Annotated in this window: 19 protein-coding genes; 7 read left to right on the forward strand and 12 right to left on the reverse strand. The window is 57.3% G+C overall.

The features are described 5' to 3' along the window. Positions 1–64 precede the first annotated feature (64 nt). The 7 genes from FS819_RS07965 to fghA all read left to right on the forward strand — a co-directional run bounded on the left by FS819_RS07965 (position 65) and on the right by fghA (position 5417). The gene (locus tag FS819_RS07965; RefSeq protein ID WP_156547643.1) at positions 65–1003 is read left to right on the forward strand and encodes a DMT family transporter; all 939 of its coding nucleotides are present in this window, start codon (positions 65–67) and stop codon (positions 1001–1003) included. 201 nt (positions 1004–1204) lie between these two features. Then, positions 1205–1738, forward strand: coding sequence for a hypothetical protein (locus tag FS819_RS07970; protein WP_156547642.1), 534 nt, complete (start codon positions 1205–1207; stop codon positions 1736–1738). 87 nt (positions 1739–1825) lie between these two features. After that, positions 1826–2953: an S-(hydroxymethyl)glutathione dehydrogenase/class III alcohol dehydrogenase gene (locus FS819_RS07975; protein WP_156547641.1), complete on the forward strand. Its 1128-nt coding sequence runs from the start codon at positions 1826–1828 to the stop codon at positions 2951–2953. Next, entirely contained in the window at positions 2953–3426 is a 474-nt protein-coding gene (locus FS819_RS07980; RefSeq protein ID WP_156547640.1) for a GNAT family N-acetyltransferase, read from the forward strand. Before FS819_RS07975 ends, FS819_RS07980 begins: the two co-directional genes overlap by 1 nt. Positions 3427–3431: 5 nt before the next feature. Then, complete coding sequence (locus FS819_RS07985) at positions 3432–3896, forward strand: YaiI/YqxD family protein (protein WP_156547639.1); 465 nt, start codon at positions 3432–3434, stop codon at positions 3894–3896. Then, complete coding sequence (locus tag FS819_RS07990; RefSeq protein ID WP_156547638.1) at positions 3893–4564, forward strand: DUF1345 domain-containing protein; 672 nt, start codon at positions 3893–3895, stop codon at positions 4562–4564. Before FS819_RS07985 ends, FS819_RS07990 begins: the two co-directional genes overlap by 4 nt. Before the next feature lie 19 nt (positions 4565–4583). Beyond that, complete coding sequence (gene fghA / locus FS819_RS07995) at positions 4584–5417, forward strand: S-formylglutathione hydrolase (protein ID WP_156547637.1); 834 nt, start codon at positions 4584–4586, stop codon at positions 5415–5417. A 3-nt stretch (positions 5418–5420) separates the two neighbouring features. Here the strand turns inward: fghA and lpxB are convergent, their stop codons facing one another. The 12 genes from lpxB to tsf all read right to left on the reverse strand — a co-directional run bounded on the left by lpxB (position 5421) and on the right by tsf (position 17825). Further along, positions 5421–6596, reverse strand: a complete 1176-nt coding sequence (gene lpxB, locus FS819_RS08000; RefSeq protein WP_156547636.1) for a lipid-A-disaccharide synthase — start codon at positions 6594–6596, stop codon at positions 5421–5423. A gap of 45 nt (positions 6597–6641) precedes the next feature. Next, entirely contained in the window at positions 6642–7514 is an 873-nt protein-coding gene (locus FS819_RS08005; RefSeq protein WP_156547635.1) for an LpxI family protein, read from the reverse strand. Between the two features lie 3 nt (positions 7515–7517). Further along, positions 7518–8333, reverse strand: coding sequence for an acyl-ACP--UDP-N-acetylglucosamine O-acyltransferase (lpxA, locus tag FS819_RS08010; RefSeq protein ID WP_156547634.1), 816 nt, complete (start codon positions 8331–8333; stop codon positions 7518–7520). Then, positions 8330–8794 (reverse strand): 3-hydroxyacyl-ACP dehydratase FabZ, encoded by a 465-nt coding sequence (fabZ, locus tag FS819_RS08015; RefSeq protein WP_015916223.1) that lies wholly within the window; start codon positions 8792–8794, stop codon positions 8330–8332. The genes lpxA and fabZ overlap by 4 nt, the downstream gene beginning before the upstream one ends. Then, the gene (gene lpxD / locus FS819_RS08020; RefSeq protein ID WP_156547633.1) at positions 8791–9855 is read right to left on the reverse strand and encodes a UDP-3-O-(3-hydroxymyristoyl)glucosamine N-acyltransferase; all 1065 of its coding nucleotides are present in this window, start codon (positions 9853–9855) and stop codon (positions 8791–8793) included. Before lpxD ends, fabZ begins: the two co-directional genes overlap by 4 nt. Before the next feature lie 51 nt (positions 9856–9906). Next, complete coding sequence (bamA, locus tag FS819_RS08025; RefSeq protein ID WP_156547632.1) at positions 9907–12243, reverse strand: outer membrane protein assembly factor BamA; 2337 nt, start codon at positions 12241–12243, stop codon at positions 9907–9909. Positions 12244–12437: 194 nt separating this feature from the next. After that, complete coding sequence (rseP, locus tag FS819_RS08030; RefSeq protein ID WP_156547631.1) at positions 12438–13559, reverse strand: RIP metalloprotease RseP; 1122 nt, start codon at positions 13557–13559, stop codon at positions 12438–12440. Positions 13560–13669: 110 nt separating this feature from the next. Next, the gene (locus tag FS819_RS08035; RefSeq protein ID WP_156547630.1) at positions 13670–14512 is read right to left on the reverse strand and encodes a phosphatidate cytidylyltransferase; all 843 of its coding nucleotides are present in this window, start codon (positions 14510–14512) and stop codon (positions 13670–13672) included. A gap of 6 nt (positions 14513–14518) precedes the next feature. Then, entirely contained in the window at positions 14519–15265 is a 747-nt protein-coding gene (locus FS819_RS08040) for an isoprenyl transferase (protein ID WP_156547629.1), read from the reverse strand. 44 nt (positions 15266–15309) lie between these two features. Next, a complete protein-coding gene (frr, locus tag FS819_RS08045; RefSeq protein ID WP_015916229.1) occupies positions 15310–15870 on the reverse strand; it encodes a ribosome recycling factor in 561 nt (186 codons plus the stop codon). 87 nt (positions 15871–15957) lie between these two features. Then, the gene (pyrH, locus tag FS819_RS08050; RefSeq protein WP_070164895.1) at positions 15958–16680 is read right to left on the reverse strand and encodes a UMP kinase; all 723 of its coding nucleotides are present in this window, start codon (positions 16678–16680) and stop codon (positions 15958–15960) included. A 218-nt stretch (positions 16681–16898) separates the two neighbouring features. Continuing rightward, positions 16899–17825: a translation elongation factor Ts gene (tsf, locus tag FS819_RS08055; protein WP_156547628.1), complete on the reverse strand. Its 927-nt coding sequence runs from the start codon at positions 17823–17825 to the stop codon at positions 16899–16901. Positions 17826–18006: the final 181 nt, after the last annotated feature.

Here is an 18006-nt window from a genome sequence, read left to right on the forward strand (position 1 = left end):
TTACAAGCCAAGCCTTGATTAAGGCCTCGCCCCGTGATCATCATCGGAAAACCTGGATATTCCGATGACATCTGCATCCGCCAATCTTTCCAATCCGTTGCGCGGCATGGCGCTGATGGCAGGCTGCATGCTTGTGCTGCCGGGCATGGATGCGATTGCCAAATACATGGCCAATATCGAAGGCATGTCGCCGGGACAGATCACCTTCTACCGCTTCTTCTTCCAGCTTGCCTGCACCCTGCCCTTTCTCATCGCCTTGCAAGGCAGCAAAGCCTTTACCGCCAAGCGGCCGTTTCTCAACCTGCTGCGGGGCGCGTTGCATGGCGCGGCAAGCCTGTGTTTTTTCGCCGCCGTCAAATATATGCCGCTCGCCGATGTGTTCGCGATCTATTTCGTCGAGCCCTTCATCCTGACAGCCCTCTCGGCGCTGTTTCTGGGCGACAAGGTCGGATGGCGGCGCTGGCTTGCCATCCTGATCGGCTTTGGCGGCGCGATGATTGTCATCCAGCCAAGCTGGGAAGTTTTCGGCGCAACCTCGCTGCTGCCGGTACTATGCGCCTTCCTGTTTGCCCTCTACATGTTTCTCAACCGCGCCATCGGCAATGCCGATTCGCCAATGACCATGCAGACCATGTCGGGCGTCGGTGGTACAATTTTCATGGGCGGTGCGATGCTGATCGGCCAATCCGCAGGCAGTGCCGATTTTACACCGTCGCTTCCCACCAGCGTGACCGGTCTGCTGCTGCTGGTGCTACTCGGTGTTCTCTCAGGCCATATACACCTTCTCGTGGTGAAGGCTTTCCGCATGGCGCCGCTGTCCGTGCTCGCGCCGTTCCAGTATTTCGAGATCATCGCGGCAACTATTCTCGGCTACGTGCTGTTTGAGGATTTCCCCTCCCCATCGAAATGGCTTGGCATTGGCATCATCGTCGCCTCCGGCCTGTTCATTCTATGGCGCGAACACCGCAATGCCTCTGCCGACAAGGCTCTGGCTGTGATCTGAATACACCCAAAAAAGAGCAAATCCATATTCATTCTTTTGGCAGGCGAAACCAGGGCATTTTGAGTGGTTATCCGCAGTGCAGCGCATATAACGTCTCGTTTCAGCTCATTGTAACCTTTTGTAAACTCCGTTCGTTATGGCGAAAGAAAGAATTGGCCTTTAGATCAATCTACGGTTTCATGATGAAACGAGGTTTCGACTATGAGGGAATTTCGTCTCTCGTTTCCGGCATGTGTTATCGCCGGCAAGCAGAGATTGGACCACCATGACGTGGTTCTTCTCAAGACATACGGCCTGCCGCATGGCGTTTGCAGCCATGAGGACGCATTGACGCTTCTGGTGCTGAACGGATGCTGTCCCGATAAATGCGCTGAATGGCAGGGCTATTTTATCGATTCCATGGCGTCCTACATTTTACGCAAACACCCGCCGGAAAACCGCATTGACACTTATAAACTGCAATGGCTGATCAGCACCTTCACCACCGATGGCAAGGCAAACTCGCCCATCGAACAGCGGCTTTTGCAACACATTTCCATGATGATGGCAGATTTGCAGAGTGCGTCCATCCAGATGCCGGATCTGGGCAGTATCACGGAAAAGACGGTCGTAAGCAGCGTTCATCCACTGAAAAGACAGGGAAGAGAGCTGCGCAGCCGTTTCTCAAGCCGCGGCCACAAAGAGGAAAAGACCTTACCTCTTCAGCAGCGCAAAAAACGATTTGCGCTGGGCTGAGTTTTGAGAAAAACCCCTTCCGTATCTTGAGGCTTTGCGCAAGTCAGTGCAAAACTCCGCCGACAAGAAACCAAGGGAGACTTCTTTATGGATGTTCGCGCCGCCGTTGCCACCCAGGCAGGCAAGTCGCTTGAAATCATGACCGTGCAACTGGACGGCCCAAAGGCTGGCGAAGTGCTGGTTGAAGTCAAGGCCACAGGCATCTGCCATACCGATGATTTCACCTTGTCTGGCGCCGATCCGGAAGGCCTGTTTCCGGCCATTCTCGGCCATGAAGGGGCTGGCATCGTCGTGGATGTCGGGCCGGGTGTTACCTCGCTGAAAAAGGGCGATCACGTCATCCCGCTTTATACGCCAGAATGCCGCGAATGCTATTCCTGCCTGTCGCGCAAGACCAATCTGTGTACCGCCATCCGTTCCACCCAGGGCCAGGGCGTCATGCCGGATGGCACATCGCGGTTTTCCATCGGCAAGGACAAGATCCATCATTACATGGGCTGCTCAACCTTCGCCAATTTCACCGTCCTGCCTGAAATCGCGCTCGCCAAGGTCAATCCCGACGCGCCTTTCGACAAGATCTGCTATATCGGCTGCGGCGTCACCACCGGTATCGGTGCGGTGATCAACACCGCCAAGGTCGAGATCGGCGCCACCGCCATCGTCTTTGGTCTGGGCGGCATCGGCCTCAACGTACTACAGGGCCTGCGCCTTGCAGGCGCCGACATGATCATCGGTGTCGATATCAACAATGACCGCAAGGCCTGGGGCGAAAAGTTCGGCATGACGCATTTCGTCAATCCGACCGAAGTCGATGGCGACATCGTGGCCTATCTGGTCAACCTGACGAAGCGCAATGGCGACCTGATCGGCGGTGCCGATTACACATTCGATTGCACCGGCAACACCAAGGTGATGCGCCAGGCGCTGGAATCCTCGCATCGCGGCTGGGGCAAATCGATCATCATCGGCGTTGCGGGTGCCGGTCAGGAAATCTCCACCCGTCCGTTCCAGCTGGTCACCGGCCGCAACTGGATGGGCACAGCCTTTGGCGGCGCGCGGGGTCGCACCGACGTGCCGAAGATTGTTGAGTGGTACATGGAAGGAAAGATCCTGATCGACCCGATGATCACCCACACCATGCCGCTCGAGGACATCAACAAGGGCTTCGAGCTGATGCATTCCGGCGAAAGCATCCGCAGTGTGGTTCTCTATTGATGGCAAATATGCCTTATCGGGTTGACGTGCGGAGACTGGATGCATTCTCCGCACGAGACCTCTATGACCTCCTGAAATTGCGCGTCGACGTCTTTGTCGTCGAGCAGAAATGCGCGTATTCCGAGCTTGATGGCAAGGATATCGACGCCCTGCATCTGCGGCTGGCAGACGGGGACGATCTCATCGCGAGCGCTCGGCTTTTAACGCCGGAGGAGCCTTCCTGCCCTGTCAAGATCGGGCGCGTTGTCGTCTCGCGCTCCCATCGCGGCAAGCGGCTTGGCGATGCCTTGATGCGCGAAGCCATTGCGGCATGCGAACAGCGTTTTCCCTCAAGTCCGATTGCGCTTTCCGCGCAAAGCCATCTGCAACTTTTCTATCAGTCCTTTGGTTTTCTTCCTGTCTCGGCGGAATACCTGGAGGACGGCATTGCCCATGTCGACATGGTCCGTGCGGTCTCCATCGGGAGGGCCTGAAACCAATGATCTATGTGGATGCCGATGCCTGCCCAGTGAAAGCAGAGGTGTTGAAAGTGGCCGAGCGCCGCGACATACAGGTGACCTTCGTTGCCAATTCCGGCCTGCGTCCTTCTCGCGATCCGATGGTGACGAATGTTATCGTCTCCAATGGTTTTGATGCCGCTGACGATTGGATCGCCGAACGGGCTGGACCAGGCGATATCGTCATTACCGCCGATGTGCCGCTGGCCGGGCGCTGTGTGGCCGCGGGCGCTTTCGTCACCGGGCCGACGGGACGGATGTTCGATGAGACCAATATCGGCATGGCAACCGCCATGCGCGATCTCGGCGCCCATTTGCGCGAGACCGGCGAAAGCAAAGGCTATAACCGCGCCTTCAGCCCCCGCGACCGCTCGCAGTTTTTGGAAACACTGGATAGGCTTTGCCGCCGCTGCAAATCCCTCCGTCAGGACACGCCCCCATTATGACCTCGAAGAAAAAGCCTCGTTTCTATGCATTGAGACGCCACAGGCACAGCCCGTTCTATGCGTCCGGTCTCCTCGGCCTTTTGACTTTGCCGGTCTTTCTGTGGATCCGCCCTGCCTTGGCCGTCGAGTCTTCGGCCATCGTGTTTTTCGTGCTCTATGTCGCGTTGATGATCAAACGCATCCCCGGCATCACCGCCGAACGCCTGAAAAACAGCCCACAACGCGACGATGCCCCGACCATCGTCATCCCGCTGGTCAGCCTGCTGGCGGTGGTGGCTGCGGTGGCCGCTTTGTTCAACGCCTTGAACCGGGCCGGTTCTCCCAGCCTGCTGGAAGTGTCGCTGGCATTTGTGTCGGTCATCAGCGGCTGGTTCACCATTCACACCATGTTTGCCATGCATTACGCGCATGATTATTGGCGCCATTTGACAAGCACTCCCGACCCAGGCCCTTCCGGCGGTCTGGATTTTCCCGACACGCCGGAGCCAGGCGGCTATGAATTCCTGTATTTCGCCTTCGTTATCGGCATGACCGCCCAGACATCAGATGTCGCCATCACCACCACGGCCATGCGGCGGCTCAACCTCGCCCATTCCATCGTCTCGTTCTTCTTCAACACAATCCTGGTCGCGGCAGCCGTCAACGCCGTCGTCTCGATAGCCAATTGATCAGCAGGAGCCAAGTTTCATGAATATCCTGTCGCAAAACACCGCCTTTGGCGGCATGCAGGGCGTGTTTTCGCACCAGTCCGATGTCACCGGTTGCGAAATGACCTTTGCCGTCTTCGTGCCCCCCCAGGCAATCACCGAAAAGCGCCCGGTGCTCTGGTATCTGTCCGGCCTGGCCTGCAGCCATGCCAATGTGATGGAAAAGGGCGAGTATCGTCGACTGGCCGCAGAACTCGGCCTGATCATCGTCTGTCCCGACACCAGCCCGCGCGGCAATGACGTGCCGGATGAGTTGACCAACTGGAAAATGGGCAAAGGTGCAGGCATGTATCTGAATGCCACCGAAACGCCGTGGGCCGAACATTTCCAGATGTACAGCTACATCACAGAGGAATTGCCCGCGCTGATTGCTGAACAGTTCCGCGCTGACATGAGCCGCCAGGGCATTTTCGGCCATTCGATGGGCGGCCATGGCGCATTGACCATCGCGCTGAAACATCCCGACCGCTTCAAGAGCTGCTCTGCTTTTGCCCCAATTGTCAGCCCGCTGAAAGCTGACTGGACGCAGGACGCTTTTGAGAAATATCTCGGTCCAGACCGTGCCCTCTGGCGTCAGTATGATGCCTGCGCTCTGATCGAGGATGGAGCGCGCTTTCCGGAATTCCTGGTGGACCAGGGCAAGGCCGATAGTTTCCTCGAAACCGGGCTACAGCCCTGGCTGCTGGAAGAGGCGGTGAAAAATACCGATATCGGCCTGACGCTGCGGCTGCACGAGCGCTACGACCATTCCTATTATTTCATCTCGACATTCATGGAAGACCATCTGCGCTGGCATGGCGAGCGGCTAGGCTAACACTCAGATAATTGAGCGGGTCTTCAAAAGATCAAGCACGATCTTCGCCCCCGCCTCTCCGGCGGGGATTTCCGTCTGCATTTTCTGCCAGACCAGATCGAAGCCCTCGGTCATCGCTTGCCGCTCCCGCGTCTGCGAGGATAGGCGCTCCATCCAGCGGGCCAGCGATGCGCCGCGCAATTGCTCGTTCAGATATTCCGGTACCACGACATAATCGGCAATGATGCTTGGCAAGGCACCAGTCCATGTCTTGATCCGGCTGTGCAGCAGCTTGATCAGCCAATCGGTCTTGTAGGTGGAGACAACAGGCACGCCAGCCAGGCAAAGCTCCAGCAGCACCGTGCCGGAGGCAGCAATCGCCGCATCCGCCTCGGCAAAGGCCCGCCACTTGGCGTCCTCCCCAACGACCACGTCAGGCTTTTCTTCCCAATTGGCAACAGCTTCACGCACCTGACGCTCTCGGCGCGGCACGGTCGGCAGCACAAACCGCGTCGGCCCGTTGCGCTCAACGAAAATACGGGCCGCATCACGAAACACCGGCGTCAGCGCCGAAATTTCCGCGCCGCGCGATCCCGGCAGCAGCATGATGGTTTTCGGCTCCTCTGCGGCGGCGAGCGGACGCAGCAGCCGATCTGCCCTGCAAGCCAACATGGCGGGACTGGTGACCAGTCGATGACCGACAAAATGCGTTTCCGGCCCGCCAAGCCGCTCCATCACGGCTGGCTCGAACGGCAGGACGGCCAAAACGCTATCGACATAGGCCAGCATGGCCTTGGCCCGATACTCCTTCCACGCCCAGACGCTCGGGCAGACATAATTGACCACCGGCATGGTCGGGCAGGCCGCCCTCACCTTTTTTGCAACGCGATGGGTAAAATCCGGGCTGTCGACGATCAGCAGCAGATCTGGCTTGGCTGAGACAATCGCTTTGGCGGTCGTGCCGATCAATGTCAGGAAACGCGGCAGCTTGGCCAAGACCTGGGTAATGCCCATGACCGACAATTCCGAAAAATCAAACAGTGAGGTCAGACCCTGCGCCTCCAGCGCCGGTCCACCGACGCCGATCAGCGTGATCTCCCCGTCATGGCACTGCTTCAGCGCCGCAATCAGGTCAGCACCCAGCAAATCGCCGGAGACTTCACCGGCAATGACCGCGATCTTCAGTGGCCGGTTTTCCATGATCCATCTCCCTCAGGCCAGGCCTAATCAGGCTTCACCCTCATGTTAGTCTAATCGGGCTTCGCCCTCAGGTCCCAATTCAATACCGGAGATAAAAATACCCGCCGCATCTGCCTGTCTCAAGGTTTCCTGGCGTTGCAAAAGCAGCGCGCGCCCGGCCTGGACCGCGATGCCGGAAAGCCCGGCCCGGGCAGCATTTTCGATGGTCGATTGCCCGATGGTCGGCAGGTCGGCGCGAATATCCTGCTGCGGTTTGCACAGCTTGACCAACACGCCGCGCCGCCGCGATGAAATCCGCCCTTCGGCGCGAAGTTCGGCAACGCGCTGTAACATCCGGTCCGTTCCTTCAACCCCTTCAAGAGCAACGATACGCCCCCCAACGCTAACGGCTCCCTGCCCGACATCCAGCCGGCCCAACGCATCGGCGGCTTTGGCGGCAGCGGCAATGTCGCGCCTGTCATCATCCGTCGGTCTGGACGAACCGAGCGGCCCAAGCTCTGCCAGCAATTGAGGCGCAATTTCATGCGCGCCCACCACCCGGCAACCCTGCGACTCGATCAGTTGAATGACCATTTTCAGCACGGCGTCATCACCACCCGATAGCAGGGTTTTTACCGCAAAAGGCAGCTTCACCAAAAAGCGAAGATTAACGTGGATCTCTTTGAAATTCGGACGCTTTTTAACGCCTCCAGACATCACCACCCGTTTGATGCCATGTCGCTTAATCAGGCTCGACAAGCCCGCCATATCGCCAACCCCGATCACGGAGGACTGGAAACCCTCCCAGCGCTGGTCCGCCTCGTTTTTCAGCGGCAGGATGAACGGATCTTCACCCGCCGCCCGCGCTGCTTCGGCGACATAGACCGGCAGCATACCGCTGCCGGCAATGATGGCGAGACGCCCCTGCGGGCCGCTCATCCCTCAGCTCTTGCCACGGAACGGCGACGAGAGCGCCCGGTCGCTTTCGGCAACAATGAAATCCAGGATTTCAATGACCTCGGCGCAATCGGCAAACTCTTCGCGAATGGCCGCAGCCTTTTCACGAATAGCACCTTCTTCATCGAACAATGCCTTATAGGCCTTACGGACGCGGTGAATGGTGGCGCGTTCCACTCCGGCCCTGGTCATGCCGACCACATTCAATCCACCCAGCAGACCGGGATTGCCGTTCAGCATGCCGTAGGGAATGACATCGTAGCTGCACGCCGTCAGCCCGCCGATAAAGGCCTGCCGTCCGATACGCGTGAACTGGTGAACGGCGCAACCGCCGCCGAGGATGGCCCGGTCGCCGATTTTGACATGGCCAGCCAACATCACGTTGTTGGACAGAATGATATGATTGCCGAGCTGGCAATCATGCGCCACATGGGAATTGGCCAGGAACAAATTATTGCTGCCGACCACCGTGTGGCCGCCGCCTTCCACCGTGCCGCAATTGATCGTCACGCCTTCACGCATCGTGCAATTGTCGCCGATGGTCAAGGTTGTCTCTTCGCCTGCATGATGGATGCTCTGCGGCTCACCGCCGATGACCGCATTGGGAAATATCCGGCTATTCTTGCCGACAATGGTCTTTCCCGTCAGCACCACATGCGACATGAACTCAGCACCATCGCCCAACACGACCTTGGGACCGATATGGCAGAACGGTCCTATCGTGACATTTTCCCCGATCACCGCGCCATCTTCGATGACACTGGAGGGATGAATGCGGGCACTGGCTGGAATAACAGTCATTGGGCTTCCTTATTGACGATCATTGCCCCGATATCGGCTTCTGCCACAAGCGCGCCATCCACCTTGGCATCGCAGTGGAACTTCCACACATTACCGCGCTGTTTCTGCTTGGTGACGTGGAACTCTACACGGTCGCCCGGCACAACAGGCTTGCGGAACCTCGCATTGTCGATCGTCATGAAATACACGAGATCGCCAGCCGTTCCGGCCTTGCGGGCACAGATCGCCCCTGCCGTCTGCGCCATGCCTTCGATCAGCAGCACCCCTGGCATGATTGGCTGTTCGGGAAAATGTCCGGTAAACTGTGGTTCGTTTGCGGTTACATTCTTGATGCCGATGGCCGCATTGTCGCCATCGATGTCGATGATGCGATCCACCAGCAGGAAGGGATAGCGATGTGGCAGGAGCTTCATGATCTCCAGAATATCCGCGCGTCCCAACTCTTTCTGCTCAACGGTCATTTCTGCCCCTTTCCAACCTTCGACTTGCCTTCAGACCGTCCCATGATCTGGGCGCAATCCCTGAGAAAATCCCCAAGCGGACGTGCCGGAATACCACCGAATTTCTCGCCCGGCGGAAGATCGCCAATAACACCGCTCATAGCGGCAATCTGAACACCGTCACCTATCTTGATATGGCCGTTAACGCCAGAGCCACCACCAATCAAAACGCCATCGCCAATCACCGTGCTGCCGGCAATGCCAACCTGGGCAACGATGCCGCAATGGCGGCCGATGCGCACGTTGTGAGCGATCTGGACCTGATTGTCTATCTTGGTTCCTTCGCCGATGACAGTGTCATCCATCGTTCCGCGGTCAATCGTCGTATTGGCGCCGATTTCCACATTGTCCTGGATGATCACCCGTCCGATCTGCACGATTTTCACCATGCCGCGCGGGCCTGGCGCATAGCCAAAACCATCCTGGCCGATGCGTGCCCCGTTATGGATGATAACGCCATTGCCGATATAGCTAGCAATAATACTGGTGCCTGCGGCAATCGAACAATCGCGACCGATCTTGACACCACGGCCAATCACTGCGCCCGCACCGATCAGACTACCAGCGCCGATTTCTACATCCGCACCGATCACCGCCATGGGCTCGACCACAACTCCGTCCTCAAGAAGGGCCGTCGGATCGACAAAGGCCGCAGGGGAAATGTCGGGAGCGCCCGGCCGGGCCACAGGCAAAGGCTGTTTGCCCTCCGGATGCAGAAACTGCCCTGCGATCGCAAAAGCCGCATGGGGATTTTTGATCAACAAGACCGGAATATGCTCAGGGATCAGCGAGCGCAGCGCGGCGTCGCAAAGGATTGCCCCAGCATCACAGGTTTCGAGTTCGGCTTTGTTGCGCCTCGACAGGATATAACAAATATCGCTCGGCTTTGCCCGGTAGACCGGTGCCACCGAACGAATGACGCGGTCGCCCGCCTCACCCTGTAACAGTTCCGCCCCAAGACGGTCCGCCAGTTCTTTCAAACTGACGCCCGCGTGGGGCGGATAAAAAGTTTCATGCTCCATCACACCAATGTCCCAGACGAGTGAGTTTGTCTGAGGTTCGGACTATAGAAATCAGAACTGGTTCGCAATGGAGAATCGGAACTGCTGCACCTTGTCGTAATCTTCCTTGAGGATAGGCTGTGCGTAATCGAAGCGTAGCGGACCGAAAGGAGATGCCCAGACGATACCGGCACCAACAGATGCACGCCATGCCATGTCTGTGCCCTGTGCTCCAGCGCTGTTCTTCACTTCATTGCCGTAAAGCGTACCGGCATCCGAGAAGACAGCGATACGGAAGCCTGCATCCTGCGGAACGCCTGGAATAGGCATGCTCGCTTCAGCAGAGGCGGTGAAGTAGGTGGTGCCGCCCAAGGAGTCGTCGTTGCTGTTCGGCATGCGAACACCAATACCATTGTTCTCAAAGCCGCGGATTTCCTTACCGCCGATCTGGAACTGGTCGAAGACATTCAGGTTGTCACCTGTAGCCATAACATGGCCAGCGCCGGCAGAAAGCGATCCGATAATATCATGTTCGTCCGACAGGCTCTTGAAGATACGGGCTTTACCATAGAGCTTGTAGTACTCGGAATCGCCACCGAGGCCGGCAAACTCGTGGGTGAATGTCGCATAGATGCCTTCATGCGGCAGATTTTTATCATCCAGCGAATTATAGGTCAAAGTCTGCGAAACCGAAGACACGACCCATGGGCTGCCGTTGATCAGATCCTGATAGGGCTGCGAAAGCGACGTCGTCCAGTCGTCAACGCCCTTGTACTTGATCTGCTTGTAGGTGTAGCGGAACGTCGTTGCCAGATCTTCAGTAATCGGCGCAGTTACGCGCAGAGTACCACCCTGTTCGTTGTAATCGTAATAATCGTTGCTGCTTGTGCTGCTCTTGAACAGGTCGAAACCAACAGCAAGGCGATAGCCGAGGAAGTAGGGCTCGGTGAACGACAGATTGTAGGTCTGGCTGTCATCCGTACCGGCACCAGCCGCAATACGGATATACTGACCGCGACCGAGGAAGTTCTTTTCTTCAACAGACGCTTCCAGGATCAGTCCATCGCCACCAACGGAATAGCCAGCGCCGATACCGAAGGAGCCGGTCGACTGGTCTTCAACATTGACGACAATGATGACGCGGTCTGGCGCACTGCCCTGAGCCGTCGTGATATTGACCGAGCTGAAATAGCCCAGCGCTTCAAGACGGCGCTTAGCGCGGGTAATGACTTCCTGGTTGAAAGCGTCACCTTCGCTGATGTCGAATTCGCGGCGGATAACGTAATCGCGGGTGCGGGTGTTGCCCTTGACCTCGATGCGCTCGACATAGGCGCGCTCGCCCTGGTCAACCATATAGGTGACGCCAATCGTGCCATTGCCCATATCGCGGTTGCCGCGCGGAACAACACGGGCGAATGGATAACCCTTAGCGGAAACACGCTGCTGGATTGCTTCCATCGATTTCTGGATTTCGCGGGCGCTGTACACGCCGCCCGGCGACGTCGTCACAAGACCCTTCAACTCAGTCGGGTCCACGCCTTCAACAGAGCTTTCGACATTGATGTCGGAGAATTTGTAACGCTGACCTTCGTCAACCGTGATGTTGACGGTATATTCGTTGGTCTGCTCGTTAAGCGCGGCATCCGAAGACGTGATCCGGAAATCGGCATAACCATGATTGTAATAGAACTGACGCAGAGCTTCCTCGTCAGCCTTCAACTTATCGTCGTTATAGACATCCTTACGGGTCAGGAACGACAAAGGATTAGATTTCTTGGTGGTGATAACAGCCGCAAGGCGGCTATCGCCATAGGCGTGATTGCCGACGAAGTTGATCGCAGCGATTTTGGTACGATCACCTTCATTGACGATAAAGGCGAGATTGACGCGACCTGGACCAACCGGCGCGGTCTGCGTAGTCACTTCGACTTCACTGCGGCCGATGGCGGCATAGGCCTGCTTGATGCGGGCAATATCGGCCTGGATGAGTTCCTGGCTATAAGGACCGAGCGACTGAGTCTGGATAACGGTCGACAGCTTGTCGTCTTTGATCTTCCGGTTGCCGTTGAACACGACCTGGTTGACCAACTGGTTCTCGTTGACCGTAACCACCAGCGCGCTACCGGAAACCGAAATCTTCACATCGGAAAAATAACCCGTGGCGTAAAGACGCTTCACCGAATCGTCGATGTCGGAATTGGAAAAGGCCTTTCCAGGCTGGATCGTCAAGTTGGAACGAACAGCCTCCGTCCCGACACGCGTCGCGCCACGCACATCAATCCGCTGGATCAACGCCGCATTGGCAACAGAGGCAGATGCCACAACTGCGAGGCCTGCACTTAACGAAACTACACCAGCAGACAGCGCAATCGCTGACACCGCGTTCAAAAACTTTGAACCAGCCTTCATGTGAACTTCTAACCTTTTTTCCGTTGTCCCTCGGTCTTTAAACCGACTCCGGTCCGTTGGTGGTTTTAACCGCTTTTGCTCTACAAGCAAGACCAGTGGTTAATTTCCATTTACTTCGTTTCAACACGTGGCGTATTCGCCACTACCAAGTTGAAACATCGTAAACAAATCCTTATCATCAATGCAAGAACCACTCAGCCAATCAACCGGCTGATATCGTTCCATGTAGCGAACACCATCAGCGACAGAATCATGACCATCCCTACCTTGAACGCGATTTCCTGCGCACCGGCACTGACTGGTTTTCCACGTACTGCTTCTAGCGCATAGAGGATTAAATGGCCGCCATCAAGCACCGGAACCGGCATAAGGTTCAGTAACCCAATGGAAACCGACAAAACTGCCGCCAATTGCAGCAAAGCCACAACACCAAGTGTGGCAACCTGACCGGAAGCCTGCGCAACCCTGATAGGTCCCCCCAGCTGATCGGCATTCATTCGTCCAGCAAACAGGTTTGCCAGATAATCATAAGTACCCGTCACGATGTTCCACGTCTGATCGACCCCGGCGCTAACCGATTCGATAAGCCCCAGTTTTTCCACACGAAAATTGCCGCTGGCAGCCGTAGTCATAATGCCGATCTGGCCCACTTCCATTTTGTTGCCAAAGCGGTCGGTGGTTTCGGTCCGGCGCGGCGTCATCGATAGATCCACCTGGGATTCACCACGCTTGACCGTGACGACGATTGGCACAAGCGGGCGAACGCTCACATAGCGGACCACATCGTCAAAGGTCTTGACGCTGCTGCCATCGAGCGCCACCAGGATGTCTCCCGGCTGCACACCGGCTTCAGCCGCCGCACTCGCAGGCTTGACCTCTGCCACGACAGGATCGGAAACGGGTTTTCCATAAAGGCTGAACGTTACCGAAAAAATTAAAATTGCCAGCAGGAAATTAGCAATTGGCCCAGCGGCAACGGTGGCCGCCCTTTTCCACAGTTTTGCGCCGTTCAGTGTGCGGGCGCGGTCCTCAGGGCTGAGGGCCTCAAACTCCGCAGTATCGGTCTTGCTGGACGCATCGGCATCACCGAAGAAGCGCACATAGCCCCCCAAGGGAATGGCGCTCAGTTTCCAGCGCGTGCCGTGGCGGTCATTGAAGCCAATCAGCTCCGGGCCGAACCCCAGAGAGAATGCGAGAATCCTGATACCCGACCAGCGCCCAACCAGATAATGGCCCATTTCATGCACGAAAACGATCAGCGACAGGACCAGAACGAAGGGAATGATATAACCCGTCAGGAAACCGATAACAGCCATAGGACGCCCTTCTCATATACTCGCTTTACCTATGCGCCAGATTGGCACCGCCGTAAAGCATACACATCACCACCGGCGATGGCAGAAACCGACCGACCGTCAACCGAATGTCAGTGACCGGCGAAATCGAACAACAGTCCGCCAACCGAATCGGTCACTCCGTTGTTGATCGCAGCAACGACCATAGCAATCATAAATGCCGCGAAGCTTGCGGTCGCCAGTCCGTCGACCCTATCCATCACCCCGCCGTGGCCGGGAATCAGATGACTGGAATCCTTGGCTCCGCAGCGCCGCTTGACGAAGGATTCGAACAGGTCTCCCATTTGGCTACAAATGGACAAGACCAGCGCCAGCGCAGGTATCCACCAGCCATAAACCGTGAAATAGGATGCCGTCACCGCATACCCGCCGATGATGGCGGCCACGGTTCCACCGATGGCACCGGACCAAGTCTTGCCCGGCGATATGCGGGGCGCCAGCTTCGGGCCACCAAGCGTGCGCCCGACGAAATAGGCGAAAATATCCGTGCTCCAGACAATGACGAAGACAAAAAGCATGGCGACAAAGCCGATGGCATCATCATCGCGAATGGACGCCAAAGTGACAATACAGGCTCCGGCATAAAATACGCCACCAGCAAGCCACCAGGACCAGCGACGCAAAAATGTAAGGAAAACCAGCGTCAGTGTGAACCCGGAAAGCAAGGGGAGACTTAAAGAGGTATCGCCCGCCACAACATTGCCGGCAATGACCGCAACCGAAAGCCAGCCAATGGCAAGACCGCGGATACTGACCTCGCCGAGCCGGGTCATCGTCGACCATTCCCAGAACACGGCAAGGCCGATGACGGCGGCGAGCCCCCGGAAAGGCAGGCCACCGGTCCAGGTGGCGGCGAGCACCACCGCGACCATGACGATGGAAGACAAGATACGGAGCCTGAGTTCTCTGGTCATGGCCGGCTACGATCCGGCAACCACGGCGGCGGCAGGTGCCAGGCCGCCGAACCGCCGATTGCGGGAGGCATAGAGTTCCAAGGTCGCCAAAAAATTCTCGCGGCTAAAATCGGGCCAATATTCCGGGACGAAGATCAATTCGGAATAGGCGGCCTGCCAGAGCAGGAAATTCGACAGGCGCTCTTCGCCGCTGGTGCGGATGATCAGATCGGGGTCAGGTATTCCCGCCGTATCCAATCTGGCTGAAATCGCCTCCTGTGTAATGGCGCTGGCCGGTAAAAGCCCTGCCTGCACATCGCGCACCAGGGCTGAGACCGCCCTGGTCATCTCATCGCGCGCACCATAATTGAAGGCAATCACCATGGTCATGCCGGTATTGGTGCGGGTGGTCTCCTCTGCCTCGATCAGCAGCTTGAGAATATCGCTCTTCAGCGAAGTGCGTTCACCGATGATCCGCACCCGCACGTTATTGGCACGAAGCTCGGCGAGGTCACGGCGCACGAAGGTCTTGAGCAAACCGAACAGGTCGGTGATCTCGGTTTCCGGCCTGCGCCAGTTTTCGGATGAAAACGCAAACAGGGTCAGATAGCGCACGCCGATTTCGCCTGCCGTGCGAACGACGGTCTGCAAGGCTTCCATTCCCTGCCGATGGCCATAAGCGCGCGGCATGCCGCGCTGATTGGCCCAGCGTCCGTTGCCATCCATAATGATGGCAACGTGCTCGGGAACGGTGGAAATATCCAAAGTCGTCATATCAGGTCCTGCATTGGCGTCGCAGAGAAGGCGAAATGTGCAGATTAGACCTGCATGATTTCCTTTTCCTTTTCAGCAAGCAAGCGATCGATATCGGAAATCGTGTCATCCGTCATCTTTTGCAGCTTTTCCGAAAGGCTGCGCGCATCATCCTTACCGATTTCGCCATCTTTTTCAGCCTTCTTCAGGCTGTCCATACCATCGCGGCGAACATGGCGGATCGCGACTTTCGAGTTTTCGGCATAACCATGCGCCACCTTGACCAGCGACTTGCGGCGCTCTTCGTTCAGCTCAGGCAGGGGAATGCGCAGGTTTTGGCCGTCGACAATCGGGTTGAGGCCGAGATTGGATTCCCGGATTGCCCTGTCAACCGCACCAACCATGCTCTTGTCCCAGATGGAGACACCCAGCATGCGCGGTTCCGGCACGGTGATATTGGCCACGGTGTTCAGCGCAACGCGCGAACCATAGGCTTCAACCATGACCGGGTCGAGAATGTTGGCCGAGGCGCGACCGGTGCGCAACGAGGCGAGGTCGCTCTTGAATGCGTTGATCGCGCCATCCATACGGCGCTTGATATCGTTGAGATCAATACCTGCTGTCATCTTACAGTCTCCGACAATTCTTCAGTGACGCCTTGAAAACGTGAAACGATCCGTCTGTCAATCGGTCCCGGCTGCCATTCGCCTCCGTCAATCGTCATTAACGACTGTTTTCACACCGCCGCCTTGCAGGATGGCGCTGAAGCCACCTTTTTCGTGGATGGAGAAGACGATGATCGGGATCCGGTTTTCCCGTGCCAGGGCAACGGCGGTGACATCCATCACCGCCAGGCCCTTTTCGAGCACTTCAGCATGGGTAATATGGTCGAAACGGGTGGCTGTCGGGTCCTTTTTAGGGTCGGCGGTATAAATGCCGTCCACCTGGGTGCCTTTGAAAATCGCCTGCGCACCCATTTCGGCAGCGCGCAGGGCTGCGGCAGAATCGGTGGTGAAGAATGGATTGCCGGTGCCGCCAGCGAAAATCACCACCCTGCCTTGCGACAGATGATGAACCGCGACGCGCTGCGAAAAACTCTCACAGATTTCCGGCATGGCAATGGCCGAAAGCACCACGGTGTCGATGTCCAGCTTGCGCAGCGAGGTTGCCAGCGCCAGCGCATTGATGACCGTGCCGAGCATGCCCATATGGTCACCGGTTACCCGGTCGCCGCCCTTGGAGGCGACGGCAACGCCACGAAAGATGTTGCCGCCGCCGACCACGACGCCGACTTCGACGCCCATGGCGCGCGCCTCGGCGATATCACCGGCGATCCGGTCGGCGACCGCGACATCGATGCCGAAGCCCTGGCTGCCCATCAGGGCTTCGCCGGAAGCTTTGAGAAGAACTCGTTGATAAATGGGCTTGGAGGTCATGGTCTCTCCTGGAATTGAACCTGCCGCCTGATGAAACACCCCGGCTTGAAGACCGGCGGACGATGAAACAGAGGCCGCAATGGTGAAAAACGTCACGAAATGGACCGCAGCGGACAAGAAGCGCGGGCACCAGCAATGCCGGATACACGAAGGGCACCGCGTTGTCACGCGATGCCCTGACTTTTCCCATGATTGGAATGTTTTACGGTAAAGACCGATCAGCCCTTGGCGACAGCAGCCACTTCGGCAGCGAAATCGCTCTCTTCCTTCTCGATGCCTTCACCCAGCAGCAGGCGGGCGATGCCGGTGATCTCGATCGGTGCGCCAACGTCTTTTTCGGCTTCCTTGAGGGCGGCGGCAACGGTCAGGTCAGGATTGATAACGAAAGCCTGCGACAGCAGGGCCACGTCTTCGAAGAACTTGCGCATCCGGCCTTCAACCATCTTTTCGATGATGTTTTCCGGCTTGCCCGACTCGCGCGACTGCTCGATGAACACATTGCGCTCGCGTTCGGCAACAGCAGCATCTACTTCTTCAGCGCGCACGGCCAGCGGGTTGGTGGCGGCAACATGCATGGCGATCTGACGACCGATGGTGTTGAGAGCTTCCTTGTTGCCAGTCGACTTCAGGGCAACCAGCACACCGAGCTTACCAAGACCGTCAGCAACGGCATTGTGGACGTAGGTGGCGACAACGCCGTCCTCAACCTTCAGCTGCGTGGCGCGGCGAAGGGCCATGTTTTCGCCGATGGTGGCAATCGCATCCTTGATCGAATCGGACACTGTCTTGCCGGTCGCGGCATAGTTTGCCCCATTGATGGCATCGACAGTGCCGTCGGTGGAAAGCGCTACGGTAGAAATGCCGCGGACCATGTCCTGGAAGGCATCGTTGCGGGCAACGAAGTCGGTTTCGGAATTGACTTCGACGACAACGGCGGTGGTGCCGGCGCTGGCAATACCGATCAGGCCTTCGGCTGCGGTACGGCCAGACTTCTTGTCGGCCTTGGCAATGCCCTTGGCGCGCAGCCAGTCGATGGATGCTTCCATGTCGCCGCCATTTTCAGCCAGCGCTTTTTTGCAGTCCATCATGCCTGCGCCGGACTTTTCGCGCAGTTCCTTCACCATTGCAGCAGTGATCTCGGTCATTGTTTGCCTCTTTGTCTGTTCAGGGGCGGGCCAAAGGACAGATGCCTGAAACCGGCGCCCGGATTGGGCACGACTTGTACCCGGAAATGTTACAGCGTGATGAAATCACGTCATCACGCGAGCGGGGAAACCGCAAGGCGGCTCCCGCAAAAGGGAAGCCATTCAAAAGAGCGGGCCGCCG

Origin of the sequence: Allorhizobium sp. Av2 (assembly GCF_021462805.2) — a bacterium.
Taxonomy (GTDB): Bacteria; Pseudomonadota; Alphaproteobacteria; order Rhizobiales; family Rhizobiaceae; genus Allorhizobium; species Allorhizobium vitis_G.